This window comes from Pseudomonas fluorescens (genome assembly GCF_900215245.1).
In the GTDB taxonomy this organism is placed as follows: Bacteria; Pseudomonadota; Gammaproteobacteria; order Pseudomonadales; family Pseudomonadaceae; genus Aquipseudomonas; species Aquipseudomonas fluorescens.
In genome coordinates this window covers 689,617-715,449 of sequence record NZ_LT907842.1, presented here as the reverse complement: position 1 = coordinate 715,449, position 25,833 = coordinate 689,617, and the positions used below count along the sequence as shown (strand labels likewise).

At 58.8% G+C, this 25,833-nt stretch carries 24 protein-coding genes and 2 pseudogenes; 9 read left to right on the top strand and 17 right to left on the bottom strand.

What is annotated here, in order from left to right:
* The first annotated feature begins 13 nt into the window (after positions 1–13).
* A complete protein-coding gene (locus tag CPH89_RS03330; protein WP_053258031.1) occupies positions 14–898 on the top strand; it encodes a LysR family transcriptional regulator in 885 nt (294 codons plus the stop codon).
* On the opposite strand, the gene CPH89_RS03325 is transcribed toward CPH89_RS03330, so the two are convergent.
* The 5 genes and pseudogenes from CPH89_RS03325 to CPH89_RS03310 form a co-directional block, all read right to left on the bottom strand.
* Positions 895–1,428, bottom strand: coding sequence for a DUF1003 domain-containing protein (locus tag CPH89_RS03325; protein ID WP_053257643.1), 534 nt, complete (start codon positions 1,426–1,428; stop codon positions 895–897). The two genes, CPH89_RS03330 and CPH89_RS03325, sit on opposite strands and share 4 nt — an antisense overlap.
* Before the next feature lie 76 nt (positions 1,429–1,504).
* Positions 1,505–1,936, bottom strand: a pseudogene (locus CPH89_RS30825) (methyl-accepting chemotaxis protein); the annotation flags it as partial.
* Positions 1,937–2,101: 165 nt separating this feature from the next.
* Positions 2,102–2,734, bottom strand: a pseudogene (locus CPH89_RS30820) (PAS domain-containing protein); the annotation flags it as partial.
* 354 nt (positions 2,735–3,088) lie between these two features.
* Positions 3,089–4,147, bottom strand: a complete 1,059-nt coding sequence (locus CPH89_RS03315; RefSeq protein WP_053257641.1) for a diguanylate cyclase — start codon at positions 4,145–4,147, stop codon at positions 3,089–3,091.
* Between the two features lie 192 nt (positions 4,148–4,339).
* Positions 4,340–4,966, bottom strand: coding sequence for a TetR/AcrR family transcriptional regulator (locus CPH89_RS03310; RefSeq protein ID WP_053257640.1), 627 nt, complete (start codon positions 4,964–4,966; stop codon positions 4,340–4,342).
* Between the two features lie 122 nt (positions 4,967–5,088).
* Here CPH89_RS03310 and CPH89_RS03305 point away from each other — a divergent pair, with 122 nt between their 5' ends.
* The 3 genes from CPH89_RS03305 to CPH89_RS03295 all read left to right on the top strand — a co-directional run bounded on the left by CPH89_RS03305 (position 5,089) and on the right by CPH89_RS03295 (position 7,693).
* Positions 5,089–6,147 (top strand): MBL fold metallo-hydrolase, encoded by a 1,059-nt coding sequence (locus CPH89_RS03305; protein ID WP_053257639.1) that lies wholly within the window; start codon positions 5,089–5,091, stop codon positions 6,145–6,147.
* A 104-nt stretch (positions 6,148–6,251) separates the two neighbouring features.
* A complete protein-coding gene (locus CPH89_RS03300; RefSeq protein ID WP_307672933.1) occupies positions 6,252–6,965 on the top strand; it encodes a hypothetical protein in 714 nt (237 codons plus the stop codon).
* Between the two features lie 170 nt (positions 6,966–7,135).
* Positions 7,136–7,693 (top strand): AAA family ATPase, encoded by a 558-nt coding sequence (locus CPH89_RS03295; RefSeq protein WP_053257637.1) that lies wholly within the window; start codon positions 7,136–7,138, stop codon positions 7,691–7,693.
* On the opposite strand, the gene CPH89_RS03290 is transcribed toward CPH89_RS03295, so the two are convergent.
* From CPH89_RS03290 to argH, 7 genes are all read right to left on the bottom strand, one after another.
* Positions 7,623–8,003, bottom strand: a complete 381-nt coding sequence (locus tag CPH89_RS03290) for a helix-turn-helix domain-containing protein (RefSeq protein WP_081006395.1) — start codon at positions 8,001–8,003, stop codon at positions 7,623–7,625. The two genes, CPH89_RS03295 and CPH89_RS03290, sit on opposite strands and share 71 nt — an antisense overlap.
* A gap of 106 nt (positions 8,004–8,109) precedes the next feature.
* The gene (locus CPH89_RS03285; protein WP_053257635.1) at positions 8,110–9,057 is read right to left on the bottom strand and encodes a hypothetical protein; all 948 of its coding nucleotides are present in this window, start codon (positions 9,055–9,057) and stop codon (positions 8,110–8,112) included.
* Positions 9,058–9,153: 96 nt separating this feature from the next.
* The gene (locus CPH89_RS03280) at positions 9,154–10,329 is read right to left on the bottom strand and encodes an MFS transporter (protein WP_053257634.1); all 1,176 of its coding nucleotides are present in this window, start codon (positions 10,327–10,329) and stop codon (positions 9,154–9,156) included.
* Between the two features lie 177 nt (positions 10,330–10,506).
* Entirely contained in the window at positions 10,507–11,328 is an 822-nt protein-coding gene (locus CPH89_RS03275; RefSeq protein WP_053257633.1) for an ABC transporter substrate-binding protein, read from the bottom strand.
* Between the two features lie 25 nt (positions 11,329–11,353).
* Positions 11,354–12,118 (bottom strand): amino acid ABC transporter ATP-binding protein, encoded by a 765-nt coding sequence (locus CPH89_RS03270; RefSeq protein WP_017134648.1) that lies wholly within the window; start codon positions 12,116–12,118, stop codon positions 11,354–11,356.
* A gap of 24 nt (positions 12,119–12,142) precedes the next feature.
* The gene (locus tag CPH89_RS03265) at positions 12,143–13,021 is read right to left on the bottom strand and encodes an amino acid ABC transporter permease (RefSeq protein WP_053257632.1); all 879 of its coding nucleotides are present in this window, start codon (positions 13,019–13,021) and stop codon (positions 12,143–12,145) included.
* A gap of 106 nt (positions 13,022–13,127) precedes the next feature.
* Positions 13,128–14,555 carry an argininosuccinate lyase gene (gene argH, locus CPH89_RS03260; RefSeq protein WP_053257631.1) on the bottom strand — a complete coding sequence of 476 codons (1,428 nt, stop codon included), beginning with the start codon at positions 14,553–14,555 and terminating at the stop codon, positions 13,128–13,130.
* 228 nt (positions 14,556–14,783) lie between these two features.
* Between argH and CPH89_RS03255 the strand changes: the two genes are divergently transcribed.
* Positions 14,784–15,743 (top strand): LysR family transcriptional regulator, encoded by a 960-nt coding sequence (locus tag CPH89_RS03255; RefSeq protein WP_053257630.1) that lies wholly within the window; start codon positions 14,784–14,786, stop codon positions 15,741–15,743.
* Between the two features lie 241 nt (positions 15,744–15,984).
* Here the strand turns inward: CPH89_RS03255 and CPH89_RS03250 are convergent, their stop codons facing one another.
* The 5 genes from CPH89_RS03250 to CPH89_RS03230 all read right to left on the bottom strand — a co-directional run bounded on the left by CPH89_RS03250 (position 15,985) and on the right by CPH89_RS03230 (position 20,523).
* Entirely contained in the window at positions 15,985–16,629 is a 645-nt protein-coding gene (locus tag CPH89_RS03250; RefSeq protein ID WP_053257629.1) for an HAD-IB family hydrolase, read from the bottom strand.
* Positions 16,630–16,701: 72 nt separating this feature from the next.
* Positions 16,702–17,415 (bottom strand): HNH endonuclease, encoded by a 714-nt coding sequence (locus tag CPH89_RS03245; RefSeq protein WP_053257628.1) that lies wholly within the window; start codon positions 17,413–17,415, stop codon positions 16,702–16,704.
* A 99-nt stretch (positions 17,416–17,514) separates the two neighbouring features.
* Complete coding sequence (locus tag CPH89_RS03240; RefSeq protein WP_053257627.1) at positions 17,515–18,093, bottom strand: BRO-N domain-containing protein; 579 nt, start codon at positions 18,091–18,093, stop codon at positions 17,515–17,517.
* Between the two features lie 313 nt (positions 18,094–18,406).
* Positions 18,407–19,657 carry a ribonucleotide-diphosphate reductase subunit beta gene (locus CPH89_RS03235; protein ID WP_032879817.1) on the bottom strand — a complete coding sequence of 417 codons (1,251 nt, stop codon included), beginning with the start codon at positions 19,655–19,657 and terminating at the stop codon, positions 18,407–18,409.
* A gap of 596 nt (positions 19,658–20,253) precedes the next feature.
* A complete protein-coding gene (locus tag CPH89_RS03230; RefSeq protein ID WP_053257626.1) occupies positions 20,254–20,523 on the bottom strand; it encodes a DUF2790 domain-containing protein in 270 nt (89 codons plus the stop codon).
* Between the two features lie 397 nt (positions 20,524–20,920).
* Here CPH89_RS03230 and acs point away from each other — a divergent pair, with 397 nt between their 5' ends.
* The 4 genes from acs to CPH89_RS03210 all read left to right on the top strand — a co-directional run bounded on the left by acs (position 20,921) and on the right by CPH89_RS03210 (position 25,833).
* Positions 20,921–22,876: an acetate--CoA ligase gene (gene acs / locus CPH89_RS03225; protein WP_053257625.1), complete on the top strand. Its 1,956-nt coding sequence runs from the start codon at positions 20,921–20,923 to the stop codon at positions 22,874–22,876.
* Positions 22,877–23,571: 695 nt separating this feature from the next.
* Positions 23,572–24,357, top strand: a complete 786-nt coding sequence (locus CPH89_RS03220) for an ABC transporter substrate-binding protein (RefSeq protein WP_053257624.1) — start codon at positions 23,572–23,574, stop codon at positions 24,355–24,357.
* A gap of 91 nt (positions 24,358–24,448) precedes the next feature.
* The gene (locus CPH89_RS03215; RefSeq protein WP_053257623.1) at positions 24,449–25,138 is read left to right on the top strand and encodes an ABC transporter permease; all 690 of its coding nucleotides are present in this window, start codon (positions 24,449–24,451) and stop codon (positions 25,136–25,138) included.
* On the top strand, positions 25,135–25,833 hold the full coding sequence (locus CPH89_RS03210) for an ABC transporter permease (protein ID WP_053257622.1): 699 nt from the start codon (positions 25,135–25,137) through the stop codon (positions 25,831–25,833). Before CPH89_RS03215 ends, CPH89_RS03210 begins: the two co-directional genes overlap by 4 nt.

Below are 25,833 nucleotides of genomic sequence, written 5' to 3'. Positions count from 1 at the left end.
GGCGTTTACCCACATGCTCAATGCAGTCACGCACTATCAAGTGGATTACCCCGACCTGTCGCTGATCCTCGCCCTGGTTCGCGGCGGCACGCTGGCACGGGCGGCGGCACTGTTGCGGGTGGATGTGTCCACGGTATTCCGCGCGGTGCGGCGATTGGAAGCGGCGCTGGGCCAGACCTTGTTTGAAAAAAGCCGCGCCGGCTACCTGCCCACCAGTTTGGCCAGCCATCTGGCGCAGCAGGCCGAGCGCGCGGAACAAGCCTTGGAGGCGGCGCGCATCGGCGTGGAGCAGGGCGGTGAAGTGATCAGCGGCACCGTGCGCCTGACCTGTACCGACTCGGTGCTGCAAGGCTTGCTGTTACCGGCGCTGGCGCAGTTCATGCCTGAGTACCCGGCGTTGACGCTGGAACTGAGCACCTCCAATGACTTTGCCAACCTCAGCCGTCGCGATGCTGACATCGCCCTACGCCTGACCAAGACACCGCCGGAACATCTTGTCGGCCGTTGCCTGGGCACGGTGGCCTATCAGGTGTGCGCCAGTGCAGATTTCGCCCGGCGGCATGCAGGACGCGAGCTGGCCGAGCTGGCCTGGATCGCCCCGGATGACTTTCTGCCCGACCACCCCACCGTCGCCTGGCGCCGTGAGCACTTGCCGGGTGTGCGCCCCAGTTACCGCTGCAACAGCATGTTGTCGGTCACCGAACTGGTACGCGCGGGGCTGGGGGTGGCTGCGCTGCCGGATTTTCTATTGGAGGAGGGCTTGCAGCCGCTGGGCCCCACTCTGGCGGGGCATGACACGGCGCTGTGGTTGTTGACGCGCCCGGATTGCCGGGCGCTGCGCTCGGTGGTGGCGTTGTTTGATGAGTTGGGACGGCATGTGCGCGGATTACGTCGTTAGGTTTTGCGCACAAAGTGTTCATGCATTTCGCACGTCAGGGTCTCGATACGCTCGGTGAGCTGTTTGGTCATTTCCGTTAGCCGCGTGTTCTGCTCCAGCAACTCCAGCAGTTGCTGGGTGGTCTGTTCGGCCTGGGCCTGACGTTCGGTGTTGGCGATGGCAATGGCTTCGCGGTGTTGTGCGTCGGCGTCGGACTGCGCCTTATCGCGGGCGGCCTGACGCGTCTGGGCCAGCAGGATCAATGGCGCGGCATAGGCTGCCTGCAGGCTGAAGGCCAGGTTGAGCAGGATGAACGGGTACACGTCGAACTGGGTGATGCCGGTTACGTTGAGCACGATCCACACCAGCACGATCACGGTTTGTGCGCCGAGGAACGTCGGGGTGCCAAAGAAGCGCGCGAAGGCTTCGGCCTTGAGGGCGAACGTGTCGTTACCGAAGGTCGTCGCCAGGTGGGCGTGGGCTCGGTGAAAACGCAAATGGTCGACGGGGGCCGCTTGCGGCTTTGCTGGGGGCGTGGCGTCTGGGGTCATGGCGGGCTCGAATCCTAAGCGTTAAGACCAGCACGCACTATAGACCGAGCCCCCAGCCAGGCACATGAAAGAACCGTCAGTGGTTGCCCCGCTCGTTGGCAAACACGCTCACCGCTTGTACCGCCTCGCTTGTGCCTTCGCGAATTTGCAGGATGACCGTGCCTGCCCGGTTGGCGAGGTCGACCCCCAGCGCCGCACGGTCACGGGTGCCGTCCATGCTCTCGATGGCTTGGCGGGTTTCGTCCTGGATCATCGCGATCATGCTGGAAATTTCCGCCGTCGAGCCGCTGGTCCGTGCCGCCAATTGCCGCACTTCATCGGCCACTACGGCAAACCCACGGCCTTGCTCACCGGCGCGCGCCGCTTCGATGGCCGCGTTCAGCGCCAGCAAGTTGGTCTGGTCGGCGATCCCGCGAATGGTGTTAACGATGGCGGTGATTTGTTGCGAGCGCTCGCCCAGCTTGGCGATCAGTTGTGAGGAACCGTCAATGTCGGCAGCGATGGCGCGCATGCCGCTGGCGGTCTGCTGAATCACGTCGGCGCCTTTTTCGGCAATGTCCCGGGTGTTTATGGAGATGTGGTACGCCTGGGTAGCGCTCGCAGCGTCGGCGGCATGCTGTTGCACCCTGGCGGTGACGTCGGAGGCGAATTTCACCACTTTGCACAGGCGTCCGCTGGCGTCGTAGACCGGGTTGTAGTTGGCTTCGAGCCACACGATCTGGCCGTTTTTATCAATGCGCTCGAACTGGCCGCTGAACAGCTCGCCCTGGTTCAAGCGTTTCCAGAACTCGCTGTATGCCGAGCTGTTCGCCAACTCCGGTTTGCAGAATACCCGGTGATGCTGGCCCTGGATCTGCGACAGGGTGTAACCCATGCGCTGCAGGAAATTGTCGTTGGCCGTGAGGATGGTGCCGTCGAGGTTGAACTCGATTACCGCCATGGCGCGGTCGATGGCGCCCAGTTTGGCGTTGGCTTCGCTTTCGGCTTGCAGGCGCGGTGTGACGTCCATGGCGTACTTCACCACTTTGATCACTTGGCCGGTGTCATTGCGCACCGGGTTGTAGCTGGCTTCCAGCCACACCGACTGTCCGTTGCCAGCCACCCGTTCAAAGGTGCCGGACTGAAATTGGCCATTGCGCAATTGCGTCCACAGCTGGTTGTACTCAGCGCTGCGCGCGAAGGCCGGTGTGCAGAACATCCGGTGAGGTTGGCCCACGACCTGTTCGGCGCGAAAGCCCATGGTCTTGAGGAAGTTGTCGTTGGCCCGCAGCACGACGCCCTGCAGGTCGAATTCGATCACGGCCATGGAGCGTTCAATGGCATCCAGCAGGCTGGCTTGCTGGGCGTTGGTGTGTTGCAGGGTACTGATGGTTTTTTTATGGGCGTTGAATAGCATGTTCGAGGGCTCGGGGAAGCACGCGTCTGAGGTATCCATGGAATGTGCGCCTGACCCCGTACGGCCCTGGGCCTTACGGTTGACTTGCTCATTGTCAGCTTCCTGGTGCTGACAGAGGGGGTTGAACAACGGATTCAGAGTGATAAGCCTGCCAAGAAGTTCGCTGCGATTGCAGGACCAGGCTGAGCGAGGCGACCAATGGCGGCATTATGCTATCGCTGGGGCGTGCTGACAGAAGATTCAGACGGGATGTCGTAGGACGACTCAGGCGGAATGGGCGATGACGTAGTCGCTGACCGTCACCCGGTTACGACCGGTGTTCTTGGCCGCGTACAGCGCGCGATCCGCGGCGTTGAGCCACATGGCGGCATCGCTGTAGAGGGGCCGGAAGTCTGCCAGGCCAATACTCAGGCTCACGCGCAGTTCAGGGATCTGCGCATTGCGATAGTTACTGAATATTTCGCGTAGGTGTTCCATGACCTGCGCCGCTTCTTCCAGTGGCATTTGCGGAAGAATCACACAGAACTCATCGCCGCCGTAACGGCCGGCCAAGTCGTTTTGTCTCAGGTGCAGGCGCAATTTCTGGCTCAGTTGGCGCAATACCGCGTCACCGACGATATGGCCGTAGGTGTCATTGATCTGCTTGAAGTGATCGATATCGATCAAGGCGATTGTGGCGTGGCCGTGTTGCTGCTGGCACTTATGGAACTTGAGGTTCAGCAGGTCTTTCCACGAGCCATGGTTGAGCAGGCCGGTCAGGCTGTCGATACGGCTCTGGGCGCTGAGGGCGCGTTTGTGTTCCGACAGCTTGATCGCCAACTGGTAGCAGACCATGCCGATGGCCACGGGGTAGAGCATCAGCATCGGCAGGCAGGTGTAGACCTGGGTGAGGCTGACGCTGGGGTTAAAGTGGATTCCGAACACGCCCCACGCCACGCCAATGCCTGCGGCGTGTGCCAGTAACCCGCGCAGAAACAGGCGCTTACCGCCGGCAGCGACGTTGTTCATGGTCATCATTGACACAATGGTCACCGTCGTCAGAGGGCTGAACTGGGTGGTGGCGGCCCAGAAACCGATGAAGAACGAGTCATACAGCAAGTTGCGCTGTTCGGCTTGATACGGAAACGGCGAGCGAACGGAGAGTTGGTAGGCCACATGAGCCCAGGCAAACCCATTGAATAGCAGGAACGCCCAGACCCAGCTCGGCATCGCCAGCGGGTAAAGAGCGCCGACGACGCTGATGCAACCAACCCCCAGGCCGATGATTCTTGGCTTGTAGATACGTCTGGCAAATGACAGCCCTTTGCCTAATCTGTTTTCCATAGTGTTCCGGGTCAGCTCTTTAGTGCAGATGCAACAGCATGCGTCAGCGGTCAGAACCGTTGATCGAATAATAATTGTGAATATTGTCAGTTATTCGAGTGGGAATAATCAGTGTCCTTCCAAGCCATTTGCGCGCCACAACCGGTGAATACGCAAAAACGGCCTGGAATGTGGCTCATGCCATCGGGTTTTTTACTGCGGGCAGGGAGCGCTGACTTCGTAACCGGCCAGGAACAGGTCGATAGCCGATTCGATCACGTTGGCCTGGCTGGCGGCATCCAGCACCGGCTGGCCCAGGGTGATTTGCGGCCAAAAGGCGAACGCCTTGAGCAGGCTTTGTATCTGGTGGGCAGCGAACGCGGGGTCGCTGCAGGACAGTCGACCATCGTCCTGTGCGGCACGCACCCATTGCGTGAAGCCTTCTTCGCGTTTGCTCAAGCGGTTGACCATGTCTTGCGCGCGTTCCGGAGAATGGATAGTGGCGGCAATCGCGACGCGGGCCAGGTCGAGGAAATTGGTGTCCGACATCATCTGCATCTTCGCCTGCAGTAACCCGCGCAATTGATCGCGCAGCGGGCGGTCGCTGGCGTAGCTCACGTCCAGTTGGGCAACGCTGCTGGCCCACAACTGGTGGAGGATCTCTGCAAACAACTCTTCCTTGCTGGGGAAGTGGTTGTACACCGTGCGTTTGGAAACGCCCGCCGTCGCCGCAATTTTGTCCATGCTGGTGACCTCGAACCCGTTCGCCCGAAACTCGGCGATGGCAGCGGCCACGATGGCTTCGCGTTTACGGTCGGTGAGGCGCAGGGGAGCAGTCATGGGCGGCGTTGGGCTCTTAGAGGAAATTACACTGGGTAGTTTACTTGCTTCGGATTTTGTTGCAATCTAGAAACTACACTGTGCAGTGTAGTTCATGAGCGGACCGTAGGAGTCACTCTGCAATGGCCACGATTTCAACCCGTCTCGACCCAGCGCCTGCGGCACGCAAGCCAGCCGATCAGGCGCAAGGAAATTTCAGCAACGACGCCCCGACTCAGCATGGCGGCTTGGGTAAAACGTTGCGTATTTTCTGGAACATGCTGTTCCATAAACCACGCAGTACACGCCCGGTGGGCAAGGTCCCCGTACAACTCTTGACGCGTGAGCAACTGTTGGCCGCGCCCGATCACAGCGTGTTCCGCCTGGGGCATTCCACCGTACTGCTGAAAATGCGCGGTAAATTCTGGGTCACCGACCCGGTGTTCGCCGAACGTGCTTCGCCCTTCAGTTGGGTGGGCCCCAAGCGCTTCCACCAGCCGCCTATCAGCCTTGAAGACTTGCCGCCGCTGGAAGCGGTGATTCTTTCCCACAATCATTACGACCATCTTGACCGCAACGCCGTGGTGCAACTGGCTGACAAAACCCGGCACTTTCTCGCGCCGTTAGGCGTGGGCGACCTTCTGGTCAAATGGGGCGTGGACGCCAGCAAAGTCCGGCAACTGGATTGGTGGGAAGGCACCGAGGTCGATGGCATTCGGTTTATCGCCTCGCCGGCCCAGCATTTTTCCGGGCGTGGCCTGTTTGATGGCAACCAGACCCTGTGGTGTTCCTGGGTAATGGTCGATGGTGCGCGGCGGATCTTTTTCAGCGGTGACACGGGTTACTTCGATGGCTTCAAAACCATCGGCGAACACTACGGCCCGTTTGACCTGACGCTGATGGAGACCGGCGCTTATAACGTCGACTGGCCCCACGTGCACATGCAGCCGGAACAGACCCTGCAAGCCCATATCGACCTCAAGGGCCGCTGGCTGCTACCGATTCACAACGGCACCTTTGATCTGGCCTTTCACGCCTGGCACGAACCGTTCGATCGCATCATGGCCCTGGCCTGGGAGCGCAACGTGTCGATTACCACGCCAGCGATGGGCCAGGCGTTCAGCTTGAACCAGCCCGAACGCGGGCATGCCTGGTGGTTGGACGTGGAAACGCACGGCGCGCAAGAGCACGCTGCGGGCTGAGACAAGGCGCGGTTAAAAAGGTCTTTTCAGGGTGTTTCAGCCCTGCGACAAACGCCAGATGAGAGTGCGATCATCCCGGGAACGTTATTCCCGGGATGCACGTTTTGATCGAAAAAGATTGTAGGACGCACTGGCAATTGGGTATGCCTTGTCATACGGGGTCATTGACCGGCGAAGAGATCAGCTCGACGGCCGTGCCCGTTCACACTCAACCCGATAAAGCGAACCAGGCGGGTATCGTCTTCGCTGCCGAGCACGCCAAGAGCGTCGCGCCCATTCCCGGCTACAACACCCTGGCGCCGCTGGTGCGTGCCGTGCGGGACCCGGCCTTATCGCTTATCGCCGTCAGTGACGTCGACCCCACTGGCCCGGTGATGGTGGAGGTGCCCCTGGTGCTGAACAACACCACCTTTACTGCTTCGCAGTTGCTGTCGGGCTGGCGCATCGGATTTGCTGATCAGTATGTGTGCGGCGATCATCGCGAACCCGTCGAACACAGTGCGGCTTTGCGCCGTGCCTTTGAGGTTCTGCGGCAGGCTGGCGCGCAATTGGTACCGGTGGACGCGCGACGTGAGGCGTACAACCTTCAATTCAGCCTGCAACGGCGGAATGAAATTGATCAACTCGTCACAGAGCATCGCCTGGATGCCTTGGTGTCTGACGACCAGAGCACCGCGTTCCACGGGGCTTGTACAAACGGGTATCCGTCGTTTTGCGAACCCTTGGAAACGGGAGCAAAACTCTGGTTTTACGGCGCCCGGTGGGCACGTGACGCGCTGCCTACGTTGCTGAGCGCCTATCGACAGACGAGTGCTTGAGTGCCAAGCCCACCGGAGCAACTGTGGCGCTTGCTGGTGTGAACCCACCTCGCAGGCAGTGGCTTATGGGGATGAGCAGGCGGCTCAAATCGATGCTAAACCCAGGCGTTGAAGGGTGTGCCGGGCGTGGTACGCCTCACGGATCACACTCAATGCCATCGAGGGAAGCCATGGCCTACAGAATCCACATTCTCGGCGCAGCCGGTGCCGGGACTACAAGCTTGGGAAGGGCCCTGGCCGAACGCCTGAATGTCGCTTATTTCGACTCCGACGACTTCTACTGGCAGCAAACCTCGGAGCCTTTCACCGTCGCTCGGCTGAGAGATGAACGCACCCGTCTGCTACTGGAGCAGAGTTCCGGCCTTGAGGGCTGGGTGGTGTCCGGCTCACTGTGCGGCTGGGGCGATGCCATGATCCCGCAGTTCACGCATGTGGTATTCCTGCGTGTGGACCCGCAAATACGCCTGAACCGCTTGCGCCGGCGTGAAGTGCAACGCTACGGCGAGCGGATACTGCCGGGAGGCAGCCGCCACGAAAACAGCGTGGCTTTCCTCGCCTGGGCCGCCCGTTACGATGACGGCAACCACAGCCTACGCAGCCTGCGTCGGCATGAAAGCTGGTTGAAGCCGTTGACCTGCCCGGTTATCCGGCTGGACTCTACGCACCATTCGGTTGCGGCGTTGGTGAATCAATTGATGCCGCTGTTGAGCCCATCAGCCGCGAAATGATGCCTGGTGCGGCGGGCTCGTCCGGGGTGCGCTCAAACCTGCGTGCTCGCATGCCCCACCCCGGCGCAAACCCCGGGAAAAATACCAGCCCTTCAGCTTCCAGCCGAAATGCCAATGCCAAGCGGGTTTCGTCAGCCACATCCGCCTGGCTTTCAAAGCGTTGAACCGCTTCCACCGCCAGCCCGGCCTGGCGGGCCAGGTCTTCCCGGCTCCAGCCCAGCATCGCGCGGGCCTGCACACTGTGCTTGGCGGTGAATTGATGCAGGACGATCTGTTGTTCTACGAAAGAGCTCATTGCCAGAGAGGACATGGGGTTTCTCCAGGATTCGACGGGGGAGGTCAAACTATACTGTGTTTTTGTACAGTTGTTTTGACCGCTCATCAACTGGATTTTTTTATAGCGCTGCAACTATCCCTCATTCCACCCCCGGCGCCTCCCGGATGATCAGGTGGTCAAGGTTTTCGATATTCGCGCTGAACACCCCAAATGTCTGGTCGGGGTTCTTCTTGCTGGGCACCTGTTTCAGCGCCGGCGTTACGCCGTAGAAGAAGCAGTACAGCGGCCGTTCACTGTCCACCGCCGCCTTGATCTGCTCAAGGAACGCCTTGCGCTTGCGGTAGTTCTCGATGAGTTTTTTGTTCAGGTAGACGTTGACCGAGTAGGGCTTCTTGTCGAACCACACCTTCTTTTCGAAGTCGATGCGAAAGCTGCTGGTGTAGTCCTTGATCGCCTTGATCTTGCCCCAGTAGATCAGGCCCTTGTTGTCCTGCAGGTATTCGATCTTCTTGAAAAACGTCCAGTAAGTCGCGGTGTGCTCGCCGATCTTCAGCGGCATCGCCTTGAGCCTGTCCTTGTCGTCGATGTTCGACACGTAGCATTCCACCGGGTGGGCGAATACGCTGGTTTTGTCCGGGGTTGAATCACTCGCGCCATGGGCGGAGCCGGTGCGAGTTGAAGGGGCTTTCGTGGGGGCTTGTGGGGCGCTGCCCTCGGGCCCGGCCAGTGGCGTTTTACGTTCGTATTGACGCGGCGTCAGCACCCATTCCGATGGAAAATTCTCTTCGCGCTCGTCGTCACCATCGTCGGTCGCGGTCTTGTGGGTGCTGGCATAGCGGCAGCCGTCGATATGCCGGGTGCTGGTCTTGTTCTTGAAGTGCGGCGTGCGCAAGTAATTGACGTTTTTCGCGTTGAATGTGCTCAGCGTATTGCTGGCATCAAACGCCGCGCGGCATTCATCGTTGGGGCACAGGAAACGGTCCTTGTCGGAATCGAAGTCGGCGGTTTCGTCGAAATTCAGCTCTCGTACGTCATAGATCGACAGCTTGTCATCGAGACTCAGGCTGTAGGCCGTGTCGAATTTCATGGGGCTCGGGTCCGTGAGATGAATAGCTGGATATTACGCAAAACTTCGCCGTTAAGGAGATCAAAAGTGTGGGGGCAGGCGTGCCCGCTCCCCCATTTAACTATCAGGCGTGCTGGCTACTCGCCGCCCGCTCAAGAAGCACAAGGTGCCGCCTACGGCGGTCAGTGCGCCGAGGGCATAAAACATGCTGACGGGGGCTGCATTGATCAGCAAGTAACCGCAAATCACCGGGCTCATTGCCCCGCCAAACGCGGCCAGGTTTTGCGCGCCGTAGTAACTGCCGCGCAGGGCGTCCGGGGCGATGGTGTCGATAAACAGGAACTCCGAGGGGTAGATGATCATCTCGCCCAAGGTGAACACGAACATCGCCAGGCACCAGGTGAGCAAGCTGTGCGCCTGACTGAAGCCGATCAGCCCGGCAATGAACAGCAGGGTGCCCAGCACGATCCAGTAGCGCAGTTGCTCGCGCTTGAGGAAACGACCGATCTGGTACTGCATCAAAATCACGGTGATGGCGTTGCAGGCCAGCACCGCCGACAGAATCTTCAACGCTTCGGCCGGCTTGTAGGCCACCAGCAAAAACTGCGACAGATAAAGGGTGTAGCGCCCGTGGACAATGGTGCTCAATAAACTGCCGCTGGTGAACAGGATCAGCGTGCGGTCGCTGCGCAGCGTGCGCAGGGTGGTGATAAAACTTAACGGTTTGTTGCTGTCGTTCCGTTGGGTGGGCGGGATGCCGATCATCAGGAACAGGCTGCCAAACGCAATGGCGCTGGCGATCAGGAACGGTGCCAGTTGCATGTGGCCAGCGATCACCACGCCGACCATCGGGCCGGTGGCATAGCCGACGTTGGTCAGTGTGTAGCGCAACGAAAAAACCTTGGCGCGATCCCCGACGGGCAGGTTCTCGCTGATGATCGCCTTGGAGCCGATCAGGAACAGTGCCGACGCGGCTTCGGTGATGACCAGGGTCAGGGTGGTGAGGTAGAGGTTGCTGGCAAAGGTCAGCAACAGAAAGCCGATGGAGCTGGAGAGCATGGCCAGGATCAGCAGCTTGCGCTTTTCCAGGCGGTCGATGATGTAGCCGCCGTACAGGCCGAGCAGTGTGGCGATGAACACGGCGATGCCCATCAGCAGGCCGATGTCCTGTTGATTCAGACCCAGCCGGGTACTCAGGAGCAAGGCCAGTAAGGGGCTGGTCATGGCGCGGCTGACCACGATGGTCACCGAGCAGATCATCAGGCGGCGAATTACCAGAGAGTAGGTGGCCACGGTGGGGCGGATGTCCTTGTCATAAATGCGCAGCCGAGCCGAGCACTGTTCTAAAGCTCAATGGAGATCACCTGTGGGAGCCGGGCTTGCCCGCGATGGCGGTGAGTCAGGCGATGTAGATGCAAGCTGATCCACTGCTATCGCAGGCAAGCCAGCTCCCACAGGAGTTTGTGGTGTTTACTGGCCGGCGTTGATGGTGATTTTCTCCACCGCACCCTGCTCCAGATCCCACTTCTTCAGGATCTTGCCGTAGGTCCCATCTTCAATCATGCCCTGCAACGCTTCACTGATCGCCGTAACCAACTCGGTGTTGCTCTTCTCAATCCCCAGCCCGGTGAACTGCTTGGAAATTGCCAGGCCCACCGGCTTGTACTTGCCCTTGTCCAGCGCCATCAAATAAGGAATCGTCTCGCTGCCCTGCATTGCCGCATCCAGGCGGTTCTGCTGCAACTGCGCGCGTGCATCTGCCGAGCCTTCAGTGCCGATCACCACGATGGCCGGCTTACCCGCCGCTTCGCAGTTTTGCTTGCTCCACGCGGCAATTTCCGACGGCCAAGTGGTACGGCGGCTGGTGCCGACTTTTTTACCGCACAGGTCAGTCAATTCCTTGAGGTCTTCACGCTTGGCCAGGGTGTACAGCTGCGGGCCGCTGGTGAAGTAGTCGATGAAAGTCACCGCCTTTTGGCGTTCGGCGGTGTCGCTCATGCCCGACAGCACAATGTCCACACGCTTGGTGGTCAGGCCGCTAAGCATCTGTTCGAAGCCGGTTTCCTGCCACTTGATCTTCACGCCCAGGCGCTCGGCCAAGGCATTGCCCAGGTCAAAGTCCAGGCCCGTGAGTTTATTGGTAGCGGTGTCCTTGAAATCCATCGGCGGGTAGTTCGGCACGATGGCCGCGCTGATCTCGCCTTTTTCCTTGATTGCTGCCGGCAATGCCGCCCATACACAGGTGGAAGCCATCAGGCCTGCGAGCAACGTTGGGATAAACAATGTTTTCATGGGGGCGTTCTCGTTAGTTTTTTAGTTAAGTGCGAACGGCAGAAATAAAGCTTTGGGTACGCGGGTTTTGTGGGCTTATTAGAATTTCTTCGGGGCTGCCGGCTTCCACAATCTGGCCGGCATCCATAAACACCATGCGGTTGGAGACTTCGCGGGCAAAGCCCAACTCATGGGTGACCACAATCATGGTCATGCCGGTGGTGGCCAAATCACGCATCACCGACAGCACTTCGCCGACCAACTCGGGGTCGAGGGCTGACGTGGGTTCGTCAAACAACATCAGCTTGGGGCGCATCGCCAACGCACGGGCAATGGCCACACGCTGTTGCTGGCCGCCGGACAATTCCACCGGGTAAGCATTGCGCTTGTCCGCCAAGCCCACGCGGGCCAGCAACTCCAGCGCATCTTCGATGGCTTCCTTGGGCGAGCGCTTGAGCACCTGCACCGGGCCTTCGATGATGTTCTGCAACACGGTCATGTGCGGGAACAAATTGAAGCGCTGGAACACCATGCCGGTGGCCAGGCGCTGACGGGCGATCTGCGATTCGTTCATCTCATGCAGCTTGTTGCCGACGACCCGGTAACCCACCAGTTCGCCGTCGACCCACAGGCCGCCCTTGTCGATTTTTTCCAGCTGGTTCACACAACGCAGTAGCGTGCTTTTACCCGAGCCGGACGGGCCAATGATGCACATCACTTCGCCTTGCTCGACCTCGATATTGATGTCGCGCAGCGCGTGATACTGGTCGTAATACTTGTTCAGGTTGACGGCCTTGACGATGCTTCTCATGGGGCAAATCTCCTCAACCCAGACTTACGAACGCTTGCCGGCGCCGCGGGCAAAACGACGCTCGAGGCGGCTTTGACCAAATGAAAGAACAGTCACCACCGCCAGGTACCAGATGCCGGCCACAATCAGCAGCTCCATGACCCGCGCGTTGGCGTAGTAGATGTTTTGCGCGTTGTGCAGCAGCTCCGAGTACTGGATCACACTGGCCAGGCTGGTCATTTTCACCATGCTGATGAACTCGTTGCCTACCGGCGGAATGATCACCCGCATGGCCTGCGGCAGAATCACCCTACGCAGCGCTTGCAGGCTCGGCATGCCGATGGACTTGGCCGCTTCGTACTGGCCGGTGTCGACCGACAGCAAGCCGGCGCGCACCACTTCGGCGGTGTAGGCGCCCTGGTTGATACTCAGGCCGAGCAGGGCGGCCACGAAGGGGGTCATCAGGTCGACGGTGTCGATGCTGAACAGGCCCGGAATCGCGATCACCGGGAAAATCAGCGCCAGGTTGAACCACAGCAGCAACTGCAAAATCAGCGGCGTGCCACGAAACAGCCAGGTGTAGGTGATGGCCACATAGCGCAGGATCGGGTTGGCCGACATGCGCATGATCGCCGTGATTACCCCGATGACCACACCCAGCGCCATCGCCAGAATCGACATGACGATGGTGTTGACCAGGCCCCACACAATGGCTTCAGACGTGAGGAACTGCCCGATGTAGGACCATTCGATCTGGCCATTGGCAAATGCGCGCAACAACGCGGCCAGCGCGATCACGATCAGCGTGGCGAAAAACATCCGCCCGTAATAACGACGCGGCACGTGCTCGTACTGCGTGATATCGAACTGGTTCTCGGACAACTTGCGCTCGGCTTCCAAGCGCTCTGCCGGGGTTTGGTTCATGGTGTTACTCCAAAACTAATAACGTGCTAACTGCTGTACGTGGTCCAAATGTGGGAGCGGGCTTGCTCTCGAAAGCGCCGGCCCAAGCACCACAAATCTCCCAGCCTTAAATCCTGAACCCCTGATAACGCTCGGCCCACTGCTGCTGAGCCGCCAACGCCACCTTCAACCGCCCAATCTGCTCGCGAACCCGTTCCGGCGCCGTCCCACCCCAACCACTGCGCGCCGCAATCGCTGCCTCCAGGGTCAAGCAGTCACGCACTTCGGGCAGCAACCGAGCATCCACCTCTGCCAACATCGCCGGCGAGGCTTCCCACAACTCAATCTCATGCTTCTCACAGGCCTGAACCAGCGCGCCGGTAATTTCATGCGCCTCCTTGAACGGCACACCCCGCGTGGCCAACCAATCCGCCACCTCCGTCGCCAAGGTGAAGCCCATCGGCGCCTGGCGCCGCAGCTCTTGCACCTGCACCTTCATGGTTGCGACCATCCCGGCCATCGCCGGCAGCACCAGCAGCAAGGTGTCGACGCTGTCCAGCACGCTGTGTTTGTCTTCACTCAAATCGCGGTTGTACGAGAGCGGCAACGACTTGAGTGTCGACATCAACCCGGTCAGGTTGCCAATCAAACGCCCCGCTTTGCCCCGCGCCAGTTCGGCAATGTCCGGGTTCTTTTTCTGCGGCATGATCGAGCTGCCAGTGGCGTAGGCATCATCCAGCACCACCCAGCGAAACTGGCGTGAGGACCACAGGCAAAACTCCTCCGACAGCCGTGAAATATTCACCCCGAGCATGCCTGCCACAAACAGAAACTCCGCCACATGGTCACGGCTGGCCACGGCATCAATGGAGTTTTCGCACGGCCCGGTGTAGCCCATTTCCTTGGCCGAATGCTCCGGCTGGCGCGCGATCGCCGAGCCTGCCATCGCCGCAGCGCCCAACGGCGACAACGCCGTGCGCGCATCCCAATCCACCAGGCGCTGCACATCGCGCAGCATCGATTGCGCGTGCGCCAACAAGTGGTGGGCAAACACAATCGGTTGCGCCTGCTGCAAGTGAGTGAAGCCTGGGCAGATGCTGTCGACGTGCTGCTCGGCCTGCTCCACCAGCGCCTGCTGCAAACCCAACACCTCGGTGGTGATGGTGCGCGCATGGTCGCGTAGGAAAAGGCGCAGGTCGTTGGCCGTTTGGTCGTTGCGCGAACGCCCGGCGCGCAGCTTGCCGCCCAACGCGCCGAGGCGCTCGGTCAATACGCGTTCGATAAAGGTGTGGACGTCCTCGTCATCGAGGGTCGGATGCAGGCGCCCGGCGGCGAAATCCTCACCGATACGGTCCAGGGCCTCGACGGTGCGCTGGGTCTCTGACTCATCCAGCAAACCGGCGCGCTGTAACTCACGGGCATGGGCACGCGAACCGGCCAGGTCGTAGGGCGTCAGGCGGAAATAGCGCTCAGGGCAACGCGACAACGCGGCCAGTGCAGCAGACGGGCCGGTCTTGAAACGAGCGCCCCAAAGGCGGTCGGTGGGCTGAGACATGGGTGTTCCTCACGCTTGTTTTTAGAAGAGTCGGAGGCAGTCAAAAAGTAAAAAGTCCTGATCGTAGTGTCAGGTTTTGCGGGGTGTTAAATCAGCCTCTGTGTGCTGTTCAACCCGCTATATTCAAGGTTGCCAAGGGCGGATGTTTATGTTCATTATCGCCGCCTGGCTATGTTCAAGGATTGGGTTGAAGCCTGTTGAATATGGCACTTGAGGTCAACGCGTATTATGGAAACCCCACTTTCCACTTCTGGAAACATACCGCCAAAACCCGGCACACGACCGCCCCTGCAACTGAGCGGGCTGGACTTCAAATTGCTCCGTGTGTTCATGGCCGTGGTCGAAGCTGGCGGCTTCAGCGCCGCGCAAAACGAGCTGAACGTGGGCCTGGCGGCCATCAGCAAACAGATCTCCGACCTCGAAATCCGCATCGGCATGCGCCTGTGTACCCGGGGCAGGGAAGGCTTTGGCCTGACCGAAGAGGGCAAGTTGGTGTACCAAGCGTCCATCGAGTTATTTACCTCGGTGGACAGTTTTCGCGACAAGCTTAGTTCCGCGCAAAACGAGCTGATTGGCGACCTTAGTGTCGGCGTAATTGATAACACCGTCTCCGACGTTAATTCGCCGCTAATTACCGCGCTGGGGACATTACATAGCCAATCGCCAAAAATTAGATTGCGCCTACATGCCTCGCAACTCGACGAAGTTGAACGCGGCGTGGTGGAAGGGCGGCTGATCGTGGGCATCGTGCCGGTGTACCAACGCCGCGAAGAATTTGACTACTTCCCGCTCTACGAAGAAAAAGCCCACGCCTACTGCGCCGTAGGACACCCGTTGTTCAACGCGAGTGACATCACGCCGCACGTTCTGCGCCAATACGAAGTGGTCAGCCACCGGTATGCCATCCATCGCGACAAGGCCAACTTCGTCACCTACGACAGCCAGTCCGCCTCGGCCTCACAGGTGGAAGCCGTCGCCATCCTGATCCTCACCGGCCGCTTCCTGGGCTTCTTGCCAGAACACTACGCCGCGCCACTGGTCAGGGAAGGGCGCCTGCGCGCACTGTGCCCGGAACAGGTTCACCTGAGCACCGCGTTCAACCTGATCCTGCGCCACAACGCGCCAAGAAGCCCGATGGTAAAAGCCTTCGCCGCAGCGCTTGGCGTAGACCTCAAGGCCGCGACATAAAGCGCATGCCAAGCGCCGATCCCCGAGCCACAGAGATCAAATGTGGGAGCTGTCGAGCCCCAGCGAGGCTGCGAAGGGATCACCTCGGTCTACCTGCCGAACCCATCCATCTGCATCGCCCCCCAGCACCCCATGCTAGTGCGCTATCCATCGGGCACCGATCAAAATGTGGGAGCTCTCGAGCCCCAGCGAGGCAGCGATGGGATTGACTCGGTCCACCTGCCGACCCCATCCACCCGCATCACCGCTGCAACTTGCTCTGCTTCTTCTTCGAATGAAAATGCCGAAAATGCGCATCCTGCGCCGCCGCCAACAACTCCCGATCGCCACGCGTATCGCCCCAGGCCCGCAGCCGATACTCGCCCAAATCCCCATACACCGCCTCAAGCCGCAGCACCTTGTTCTCACAGCGGCAGTTATTCCCCGTGAGCTTACCCGTCAACACCCCGTCGACTACCTCAAGCTCAGTGCCGATCAACTTGATCCCCAGCCGATTCGCAAACGGCTGCAACACCAACGCCGGCGACGCCGAACACAACGTCACCACCGCCCCGGACTGCACCTCATCTTCCACCGACTGCAAGCCCTTGGGGCGCATCAACTGGGTCCAATAGCGCTGGCAATACGCCTCAGCCTGCTGCTGAACCCACGCCTTCTCCACCCCGGTCATAAAGGTGCGGATCAACTGCGCCTTCAACTCATCCCGGCTGATCTGCCGCAGCAAAAAGCGCAGCCCCGGCACCGCCAGCTTGACCATCCGGCCGTAGAACTCACCGGTGCCAAAGGCAAACTTGAGGAAGGGCACGAAACTGTCGTGGTGGGTGAGGGTGCCGTCGAAGTCAAAGACGGAGAGTACTTTGGCGTCGATGGGGCCGGCTTCGAGCATGTCTGGGTTCACGGGTGGCCTCGGTCCTATCTAGTATTTTTTTGAGCGTGCATCAGGTGTGACAGCAGGAGTTTACTCCCGTGCCAATCTTCCGATCTTGGCGTAAAGCGTCTCGGTGAAAGCATCCCGGTCACTTGACCGGTGACAACGCTGATGGCAATTGGGGCACAAGGCTACAGCATTGGTCGTGCGATCCGAACCCTTCTGGGCGAGGTGCTTGACGTGATGTACTTCAAGAAATGGCAAACCGTCGACCTCGAAAGGCGCGTTAGAGCCGCAGCCTTCGCAAATCCCCTTAGCTTCTTTGAGTACCCAGGCGCGTACCTTTGGGTCGCGGACAAACGCATTACTAGTGATGGGTACTTGTTGTGGCTTTGCAATCCCATCCGGCACTTGATCAAAACGCTTTAGCTGCAGCTTGTTAGCACGTCGGATAAGCGTTTGCTCATCTGCCGTTTGGGCTGTTTCATCCGATTCAAATACTCGAGTGTCAGCGAGTGCCTTGCGAATGTGTTGTTCTACACCTGAGCCCACATTGTTCGCAGGCTTATAGCCCTTGATGCGATCCAGGCCCATTTGAACCAGAACCGAAGAAATATTTTGCATGCGAAACTCAATTGAGCCTTCAGTACGGCCAACCAATGGTCCCTGGCGCAGTAATCGATTTTCATGGGCTTTGTTAAAAGGCAGTCCGCTCTTTTCCCACGCCAGCATCTTGAGGTACGCCTCTACTGCTGCAGCTAGCTCCGAGTCGTTCCAATCCTTTTTGTCTTTTGTAATATCCATACAGCCGCCGAGGGTTGAAAACCCTCGGACGATACTGAGTAGCCATTATTGCGTCTACGAAATTTCCTACGAGTCGGTGGGATTTGCCGGCCGTTCACATTAGTGAATTCGCTGCTTCATTCGGAAAGGTTGAATGAGCCGTTTCCACCACGGAGCCTTTGATGGTTCTCTCCGAGAGGTCCGATTAACCAACAAATACGGCATATCTCGAAGCCTAATCCAGCCTTCATCCTGCCAATGCAACAGGTTCAACGACATCTGCGGCCAATCCAGCATGCTCAATAAAGGGCGTTCCACCGATCGTGGCTGACGCTCGTCCCGCAACGTCGGAACGACTTCATGTGTAAGCCAGCTGCGTAGTAGCCGATTCCCCGGCGTGTAGTGATAGACCAGTAACGCGTACGCCCCGGATTCACTGATCATCAACATTTCTTCCGGCTGACCGTGGAAAAGTAGATTTACATTCCTTCGTTGATCCTCATCGAGCTTGCGAGTCGTGCGCTCATCGAGATACCACCCCATCAAACGCCCAAGATCACGCGCGCAGAACCACACTTGGTTTTCTAGAAGGAGCGCATGTAGCTGAAGATTATGGCGGGTGAAAACGACGCCAGTAGAAGGCTCGGGTGTGACCCAATGCGTGGCGCTAGGCAAGTCGAGCAGATATCGGCTAGGCATTCTTTATGATCCCTACGTGATTTACGGAAGGGCGCGAACCCAACGTAGAGAGCGGATTTAAGAAACTCCAACTTACTTAGCCTCGATACAGCATTCATTCCGCATGATAGGCCATGCGGATTTTGGGCTGTGTGATTGAGGCTAGCTTCTACGTTGGGCGTTTCTTAGGCACCGGCTGACGAGGCTATTCAGCCTCGAAACTGATATCAACCTCTCTGCGGATGATCTTGGTGTAAGAAGGCTCCTATGCAGTTCACCGGGCATAAAAAAGCCCTGAACATGTCAGGGCTTCTTGATGTTACCGGCTTAGGCGTTAATCCCAGCTCAGCGCACCGCCGGTCTGATACTCAATCACACGCGTCTCAAAGAAGTTCTTCTCTTTCTTCAAGTCCATGATCTCGCTCATCCACGGGAACGGGTTAGTCGTGCCTGGATACTCTTCCTTCAAGCCAATCTGCGACAGGCGACGGTTCGCGATGAACTTCAGATAGTCTTCCATCATCGCCGCGTTCATGCCCAACACGCCGCGCGGCATGGTGTCGCGTGCGTACTCGATCTCCAGCTGCGTCCCTTGCAGGATCATCTGGGTCGCTTCTTCCTTCATCTCGGCATCCCACAAATGCGGGTTTTCGATTTTGATCTGGTTGATCACGTCGATACCGAAGTTCAGGTGCATCGACTCGTCGCGCAGGATGTACTGGAACTGCTCGGCGACGCCGGTCATTTTGTTGCGGCGGCCCATGGACAGGATCTGGGTGAAGCCACAGTAGAAGAAAATGCCTTCCAGCACGCAGTAGTAGGCGACCAGGTTGCGCAGCAGTTCTTTGTCGGTTTCGACGGTGCCGGTTTCGAACTTCGGATCGGAGATCGAACGGGTGTATTTCAGGCCCCAGGCGGCTTTTTTAGCTACCGATGGGATCTCGTGGTACATGTTGAAGATCTCGCCTTCATCCATGGCCAGCGATTCGATGCAGTACTGGTAGGCGTGGGTGTGGATCGCTTCTTCGAAGGCCTGGCGCAGGATGTACTGGCGGCACTCCGGGTTGGTGATCAGGCGGTACACGGCCAGCACCAGGTTGTTGGCAACCAGGGAGTCGGCGGTGGAGAAGAAGCCGAGGTTGCGCATGACGATGCGGCGTTCGTCGTCGGTGAGGCCTTCGGGGTTTTTCCACAGCGCGATGTCGGCGGTCATGTTGACCTCTTGCGGCATCCAGTGGTTGGCGCAGCCGTCGAGGTACTTTTGCCAGGCCCAGTCGTACTTGAAAGGCACGAGTTGGTTGAGGTCGGCGCGGCAGTTGATCATGCGCTTTTCGTCAACGGCGACGCGGGCGGCGGAGCCTTCGAGCTCAGCGAGGCCTTCGGCGACGTCGAGTTTGTCCAGGGCGGCCTTGGCGCGCACGATGGCGGCGGAGTCACTGGCGGTGACGGCGCGGGCTTCGATGGCGGCGGCAGCGCCGGCACCGTCGAGGCGGTCCATGTTGGCTTCGGTGGCGTGGCCGGCGTTGGCGCCTTTAGCGGCTACTTCGCCTTCTTCTTCTTTGTCGAATTCGTCCCAGCTCAGCATGACGTGTCGTCTCCTGCGTGAGGGCTCAAAGGTGCCCGTGTGAAACCGGATGGTTGGGTGTTCACACGGCCCTCGGGCCGCGGTGGATCTTAAGGAATCGTTTGTTGCAGCAGCTAGCGCAGGCATTAAACGCAATTGGGTAACGGGTGCTCTGCGTGAGGCTTGAGGGGCGGAGCGACAGGTGGATGCTCCAGCGCAGCCTCAGGTCTGGCTCTTCATCCCTGTGTAAAGGGATATTGCAGGCCCGATTTACCCGCGCATTATAGGGAAAAATTCGGCTTTGTGTTGCGGCGGATGGTCACGACAGAGCGCCAAAATGGCGTGGTTTTCGGCTAAGGCGTGTGTTTGCAAGGCTTTGCTGGGCTAGGATTTTTTTGACGGGCGGTGGGATGTTTTTTGTAGGGCGGGGGAAGTGGGCTTCTGGTGCGTAAAAATGCCGGGACGGTGCAGGGTTTTGAGGCGGTGGTGTGGCGGGTAGCGCCTTCGCGAGCAAGCCCGCTCCCACAGGTGGACCTAGGTGTGCCAGTTGGCTCTTTGCCGCAAGAACGATTTCTTGCGGCGAATAAGATCAGGATTAACGTCTTTATAAAAAGTTGTTATCCGTTAGAGCAACCGTTGCCCATGACTTGATACTTGAGAATATGGCGCTGACCTTGTGAGTCTTCATATTCCATTTGTACCGGTACAACTTGGCAGACGTCCGGAACAGCGCTCATGGACACTACTTTGGCCACATCCAAGTGCGTGCTGTAGGTGTAGTCCTCAACAATCGGGGCGTTCTGGCCAGCCAGCTCAGTCGGGGCTTCGTCGGCCAGGGCGGCGGTTGCGCACAAGCTACTGAGGGCCATCACTACTAAAGCTTTCATTTCTATTTTTACCTTCTTCAGGGCGAAAGGGGTCACGGGGCCTTTTTGAGGCCGCGTGTGTAACTTAGGGTGGGTGAGTTCGGATTAACGTTGCCTTCGTGGGGGCTGTTGCGTTGTTAATCACAGTGCCGTGTTGGCGGAGTTGATTTTAGGCGTGCGGGTTATATTCATATACCCGTACTTTTGATAAAGACTATTGGCGGTTTTTGTAACAATCCCATGGTTAAGGTTTTTTCACACAGCGCCAACGCCACGCAGGCCGCGGGCCAGAGCCATGAATGGGGATAGCTGGGCATTTTGTAGGGTCTTGTTACTACCATCGTCGAATGGTTCTATAGGCCCACCCCGGCTACAACAGGGGCCATACAACAACAACTATGTCACCGAGGTAAGAAAGATGAGTGCGGCTTCCCTGTACCCCGTTCGCCCCGAAGTAGCAGCCAACACGCTGACTGACGAGGCAACCTACAAGGCCATGTACCAGCAGTCGGTGGTCAACCCCGATGGCTTCTGGCGCGAGCAAGCCAAGCGCCTTGACTGGGTCAAGCCTTTCACCGCGGTGAAGCAGACCTCTTTCGACGACCACCACGTCGACATCAAATGGTTCGCCGATGGCACCCTGAACGTTTCCTATAACTGCCTGGACCGTCACCTCGCCGAGCGTGGCGATCAGGCTGCGATCATCTGGGAAGGCGACGACCCTTCCGAAAGCCGCACCATCACCTACCGCCAGCTGCATGAAGAAGTCTGCAAGTTCGCCAACGCCCTGCGCGGCCAGGATGTGCACCGCGGCGACGTGGTGACTATCTATATGCCGATGATCCCCGAAGCCGTGGTCGCCATGTTGGCCTGTACCCGCATCGGTGCGATTCACTCCGTGGTGTTCGGCGGTTTCTCGCCTGAGGCTCTGGCCGGTCGCATCATCGACTGTAAGTCGAAGGTAGTTATCACTGCCGACGAAGGTATTCGCGCCGGTAAGAAAATTCCGCTGAAGGCCAACGTCGACGACGCCCTGACCAACCCGGAAACCAGCAGCATCCAGAAGGTCATTGTGTGCAAGCGCACCAATGGCAACATCAAGTGGAACCAGCATCGCGACATCTGGTACGAAGATTTGATGAAAGTGGCGGGCACCGTGTGCGCGCCGAAAGAGATGGGCGCCGAAGAAGCGCTGTTCATCCTCTACACCTCCGGCTCCACCGGCAAGCCTAAAGGCGTGCAGCACACCACCGGCGGCTATTTGCTGTATGCCGCCCTGACCCACGAGCGCGTGTTCGACTACCGCCCGGGTGAAATCTACTGGTGCACCGCTGACGTCGGCTGGGTCACCGGCCACACCTATATCGTCTACGGCCCGCTGGCCAATGGCGCGACCACGCTGCTGTTCGAAGGCGTGCCGAACTACCCGGACATCACCCGGGTCGGCAAGATCGTCGACAAGCACAAGGTCAATATCCTCTACACCGCGCCCACCGCGATCCGCGCGATGATGGCTTCCGGCACCGCTGCCTGCGAAGGCGTGGATGGCAGCAGCCTGCGCTTGCTCGGTTCGGTGGGTGAGCCGATTAACCCGGAGGCGTGGGACTGGTATTACAAGAACGTCGGCCAATCCCGTTGCCCGATCGTCGACACCTGGTGGCAGACCGAAACCGGCGCCACGCTGATGAGCCCACTGCCGGGTGCTCACGCCCTCAAGCCAGGTTCCGCTGCACGCCCATTCTTTGGCGTGGTACCGGCGCTGGTCGACAACCTGGGCAACATCATCGAGGGGGCTGCCGAAGGCAACCTGGTGATCCTCGATTCGTGGCCAGGCCAGGCGCGTACGCTGTACGGCGACCATGACCGTTTCGTCGATACCTATTTCAAGACGTTCCGTGGCATGTACTTCACCGGTGACGGCGCCCGTCGCGATGAAGATGGCTACTGGTGGATCACCGGTCGTGTGGATGACGTGTTGAACGTGTCCGGCCACCGTATGGGCACCGCCGAAATTGAAAGTGCCATGGTTGCTCACCCTAAAGTCGCCGAAGCGGCGGTGGTGGGTGTACCGCATGACATCAAGGGGCAGGGCATCTATGTGTATGTCACCTTGAAGAACGGCGAAGAGCCAACGGAAGCGCTGCGCCTGGAGCTGAAAAACTGGGTGCGCAAAGAGATCGGGCCGATTGCTTCGCCGGATGTGATCCAGTGGGCGCCGGGCTTGCCGAAGACGCGCTCGGGGAAAATCATGCGCCGTATCCTGCGCAAGATTGCCACGGCCGAGTACGACGGGTTGGGCGATATCTCCACCCTGGCTGATCCGGGTGTGGTGGCGCATTTGATTGAAACGCACAAGACCATGAACGTCGCGTAAGGCGAGGTAGTGGGACCAAGCCCCATTCGGCGAGAGCTGGGTGGGGCTTTTTTGCAGGGTCTCGAAGCCGATGCAAATCCCCTGTGGGAGCGGGCTTGCTCGCGAATGCGTTGGATCAACTAGCAGATGTGCAGTTGACCCACCGCATTCGCGAGCAAGCCCGCTCCCACATATTAGAGGGTATTTCAAGGCGGCTGAAGCGGTGGCCTGACAGACCTGCATCACCCTCAAGCCAATAAATATCGACTTCTCTCGTAGGGCGTTTCTGAATGTTACCGAGAAGCCTAAATGTGTAACCCCACGCCCGAACCTGGGGCAAAGTGCTACGCCCGTGCCCTGAAAAACCGCGTTTTAGACACCCCAGGAAATAAGATTAAACGCCAGACTTGCCGTGCTAGAAGGGTTTGCGAATAATAGGCCCGCAACTTGCAGCATCAACAGGTTTAATATCTTTTGTCTCTGCATAAAATCCAGAGGCTGTCAATGTGCTGGAACCGCTTTCTCAGTGCTTCTGTAAATAGTTGTCGCATTGAGGAAATATCGGCTTCCGGCCTGTCGTTAGAATGCCGATCACTCGCTCGTCGTCTCCGGGTTGAACTGGTGTAGGACGCAGCACCGCTATTCGGTTTCACTTAAGTCGCATCGTGGGCCACGGCTCATACTGCTTTTTTGCCCTATACCGATGGAGTCCCAAGATGAAGAAACTTGTGCTGTTGGGCGCCCTGGCGCTGTCCGTGCTGTCCATGCAGGCCTTCGCTGATGAAAAGCCCCTGAAAATTGGTATCGAAGCGGCTTACCCTCCGTTTGCCTCGAAGGCGCCGGATGGCAGCATCGTGGGTTTTGACTACGACATCGGCAACGCCCTGTGCGAAGAGATGAAAGTCAAATGTGTGTGGGTCGAGCAAGAGTTCGACGGCCTGATTCCTGCGCTCAAAGTGCGCAAGATCGACGCGATCCTGTCGTCCATGTCCATCACTGAAGACCGCAAGAAGTCCGTGGACTTCACCAACCGCTACTACCTGAGCCCAGCGCAGCTGGTGATGAAGGAAGGCACCACGGTCAGCGACAGCCTGGATGAATTGAAAGGCAAGAAAATCGGCGTGCAACGCGGTTCGATCCATGATCGCTTCGCCAAGGAAGTCCTGGCCCCTAAAGGCGTCACGGTGGTTCCTTACAGCTCGCAGAACGAAATCTACCTGGACGTGGAAGCCGGTCGCCTTGATGGCACCGTGGCTGACGCTACCTTGCTGCAAGACGGTTTCCTGAAAACCCCGGCCGGTAAAGGCTACGCGTTCGTGGGCCCACAGTTCACCGACGCCAAGTACTTCGGCGACGGCATCGGTATCGCCGTGCGTAAAGGCGATAAGGCCGAGCTGGACAAGATCAACGCGGCCATCGCAGCGATCCGTGCCAACGGCAAATACAAGCAAATCCAGGACAAATACTTCGACTTCGATATTTACGGCGCTGACCCTAAGTAACGCATCGCAGCTGTCTGTCCAGAATGGCGCAAGCAACAGAATTCCTGCGGTTTGCGCCATTTTTTCATCCCCCTTTTCGAGGACCTGAATCATGTTGAAAGGCTACGGGGCCGTCATCCTCGATGGCGCATGGTTGACGCTTCAGCTCGCCTTGTCGTCCATGGCCTTGGCCATTGTTCTGGGTCTGATCGGGGTCGCGTTACGCCTGTCGCCGGTGCGCTGGTTGGCCTGGCTGGGTGACTTGTACTCCACGGTGATCCGCGGGATCCCCGACCTGGTACTGATCCTGCTGATTTTCTACGGTGGTCAGGACTTGCTGAACCGCGTCGCGCCACTGCTTGGCTATGACGACTATATCGACTTGAACCCCTTGGCCGCCGGTATCGGCACCCTGGGTTTCATCTTTGGCGCCTACCTGTCGGAAACCTTCCGTGGCGCCTTCATGGCTATTCCCAAGGGCCAGGCCGAGGCCGGCCTTGCGTATGGCATGAGCAGCTTCCAGGTGTTCTTCCGGGTGATGGTGCCGCAGATGATTCGGCTGGCGATCCCCGGTTTCACCAACAACTGGCTGGTATTGACCAAGGCCACTGCGTTGATTTCGGTGGTGGGCCTGCAAGACATGATGTTCAAGGCCAAGCAGGCGGCAGATGCCACCCGCGAGCCTTTTACCTTCTTCCTCGCAGTGGCGGCGATGTACCTGGTGATTACCAGCGTGTCGTTGTTGGCGCTGCGCTATCTTGAGAAGCGCTACTCGGTAGGCGTAAGGGCGGCTGATCTATGATCTTCGACTACAACGTCATTTGGGAGGCCATGCCGCTGTACCTCGGCGGCTTGGTGACCACCCTGAAATTGCTCGCCATCTCCTTGTTCTTCGGCCTGCTCGCCGCCTTGCCGCTGGGCTTGATGCGCGTGTCCAAGCAGCCGATCGTCAATGGCGCTGCCTGGCTCTACACCTACGTGATTCGCGGCACACCGATGCTGGTGCAGCTGTTTTTGATCTACTACGGGTTGGCGCAGTTCGAGGCCGTACGCGAAAGCTTCCTGTGGCCGCTGTTGTCCAGCGCCACCTTCTGCGCGTGCCTGGCCTTTGCAATCAACACCAGTGCCTACACCGCCGAGATCATTGCCGGTAGCCTCAAGGCCACGCCCAATGGCGAGATCGAAGCGGCCAAGGCCATGGGCATGTCGCGTTACAAGCTGTACCGCCGCATCCTGCTGCCGTCGGCCCTGCGCCGCGCGCTGCCGCAGTACAGCAACGAAGTGATCATGATGCTGCAGACCACCAGTCTGGCCTCCATCGTCACCCTGATCGACATCACCGGTGCCGCACGCACGGTGAACGCCCAGTTCTACCTGCCGTTCGAAGCCTATATCACGGCCGGCGTGTTCTACCTGTGCCTGACCTTTATCCTGGTACGCCTGTTCAAGTTGGCCGAAGGCCGCTGGCTGAGCTACCTGGCTCCACGGAAGCATTGA

Bases quoted from the DNA above. Each gene is read 5' to 3' on its own strand.
- CPH89_RS03305 (WP_053257639.1), top strand. From the start codon at position 5,089: ATGGCCACGATTTCAACCCGTCTCGACCCAGCGCCTGCGGCACGCAAG.
- CPH89_RS03285 (WP_053257635.1), bottom strand. From the start codon at position 9,057: ATGAAATTCGACACGGCCTACAGCCTGAGTCTCGATGACAAGCTGTCG.
- CPH89_RS03245 (WP_053257628.1), bottom strand. From the start codon at position 17,415: ATGGATATTACAAAAGACAAAAAGGATTGGAACGACTCGGAGCTAGCT.
- CPH89_RS03215 (WP_053257623.1), top strand. From the start codon at position 24,449: ATGTTGAAAGGCTACGGGGCCGTCATCCTCGATGGCGCATGGTTGACG.
- CPH89_RS03250 (WP_053257629.1), bottom strand. From the start codon at position 16,629: ATGCTCGAAGCCGGCCCCATCGACGCCAAAGTACTCTCCGTCTTTGAC.
- argH (WP_053257631.1), bottom strand. From the start codon at position 14,555: ATGTCTCAGCCCACCGACCGCCTTTGGGGCGCTCGTTTCAAGACCGGC.
- CPH89_RS03220 (WP_053257624.1), top strand. From the start codon at position 23,572: ATGAAGAAACTTGTGCTGTTGGGCGCCCTGGCGCTGTCCGTGCTGTCC.
- CPH89_RS03330 (WP_053258031.1), top strand. From the start codon at position 14: ATGCTCAATGCAGTCACGCACTATCAAGTGGATTACCCCGACCTGTCG.
- CPH89_RS03255 (WP_053257630.1), top strand. From the start codon at position 14,784: ATGGAAACCCCACTTTCCACTTCTGGAAACATACCGCCAAAACCCGGC.
- CPH89_RS03230 (WP_053257626.1), bottom strand. From the start codon at position 20,523: ATGAAAGCTTTAGTAGTGATGGCCCTCAGTAGCTTGTGCGCAACCGCC.
- CPH89_RS03235 (WP_032879817.1), bottom strand. From the start codon at position 19,657: ATGCTGAGCTGGGACGAATTCGACAAAGAAGAAGAAGGCGAAGTAGCC.
- CPH89_RS03265 (WP_053257632.1), bottom strand. From the start codon at position 13,021: ATGAACCAAACCCCGGCAGAGCGCTTGGAAGCCGAGCGCAAGTTGTCC.
- CPH89_RS03270 (WP_017134648.1), bottom strand. From the start codon at position 12,118: ATGAGAAGCATCGTCAAGGCCGTCAACCTGAACAAGTATTACGACCAG.
- CPH89_RS03310 (WP_053257640.1), bottom strand. From the start codon at position 4,966: ATGACTGCTCCCCTGCGCCTCACCGACCGTAAACGCGAAGCCATCGTG.
- CPH89_RS03275 (WP_053257633.1), bottom strand. From the start codon at position 11,328: ATGAAAACATTGTTTATCCCAACGTTGCTCGCAGGCCTGATGGCTTCC.
- CPH89_RS03325 (WP_053257643.1), bottom strand. From the start codon at position 1,428: ATGACCCCAGACGCCACGCCCCCAGCAAAGCCGCAAGCGGCCCCCGTC.
- CPH89_RS03315 (WP_053257641.1), bottom strand. From the start codon at position 4,147: ATGGAAAACAGATTAGGCAAAGGGCTGTCATTTGCCAGACGTATCTAC.
- CPH89_RS03240 (WP_053257627.1), bottom strand. From the start codon at position 18,093: ATGCCTAGCCGATATCTGCTCGACTTGCCTAGCGCCACGCATTGGGTC.
- acs (WP_053257625.1), top strand. From the start codon at position 20,921: ATGAGTGCGGCTTCCCTGTACCCCGTTCGCCCCGAAGTAGCAGCCAAC.
- CPH89_RS03210 (WP_053257622.1), top strand. From the start codon at position 25,135: ATGATCTTCGACTACAACGTCATTTGGGAGGCCATGCCGCTGTACCTC.
- CPH89_RS03290 (WP_081006395.1), bottom strand. From the start codon at position 8,003: ATGTCCTCTCTGGCAATGAGCTCTTTCGTAGAACAACAGATCGTCCTG.
- CPH89_RS03295 (WP_053257637.1), top strand. From the start codon at position 7,136: ATGGCCTACAGAATCCACATTCTCGGCGCAGCCGGTGCCGGGACTACA.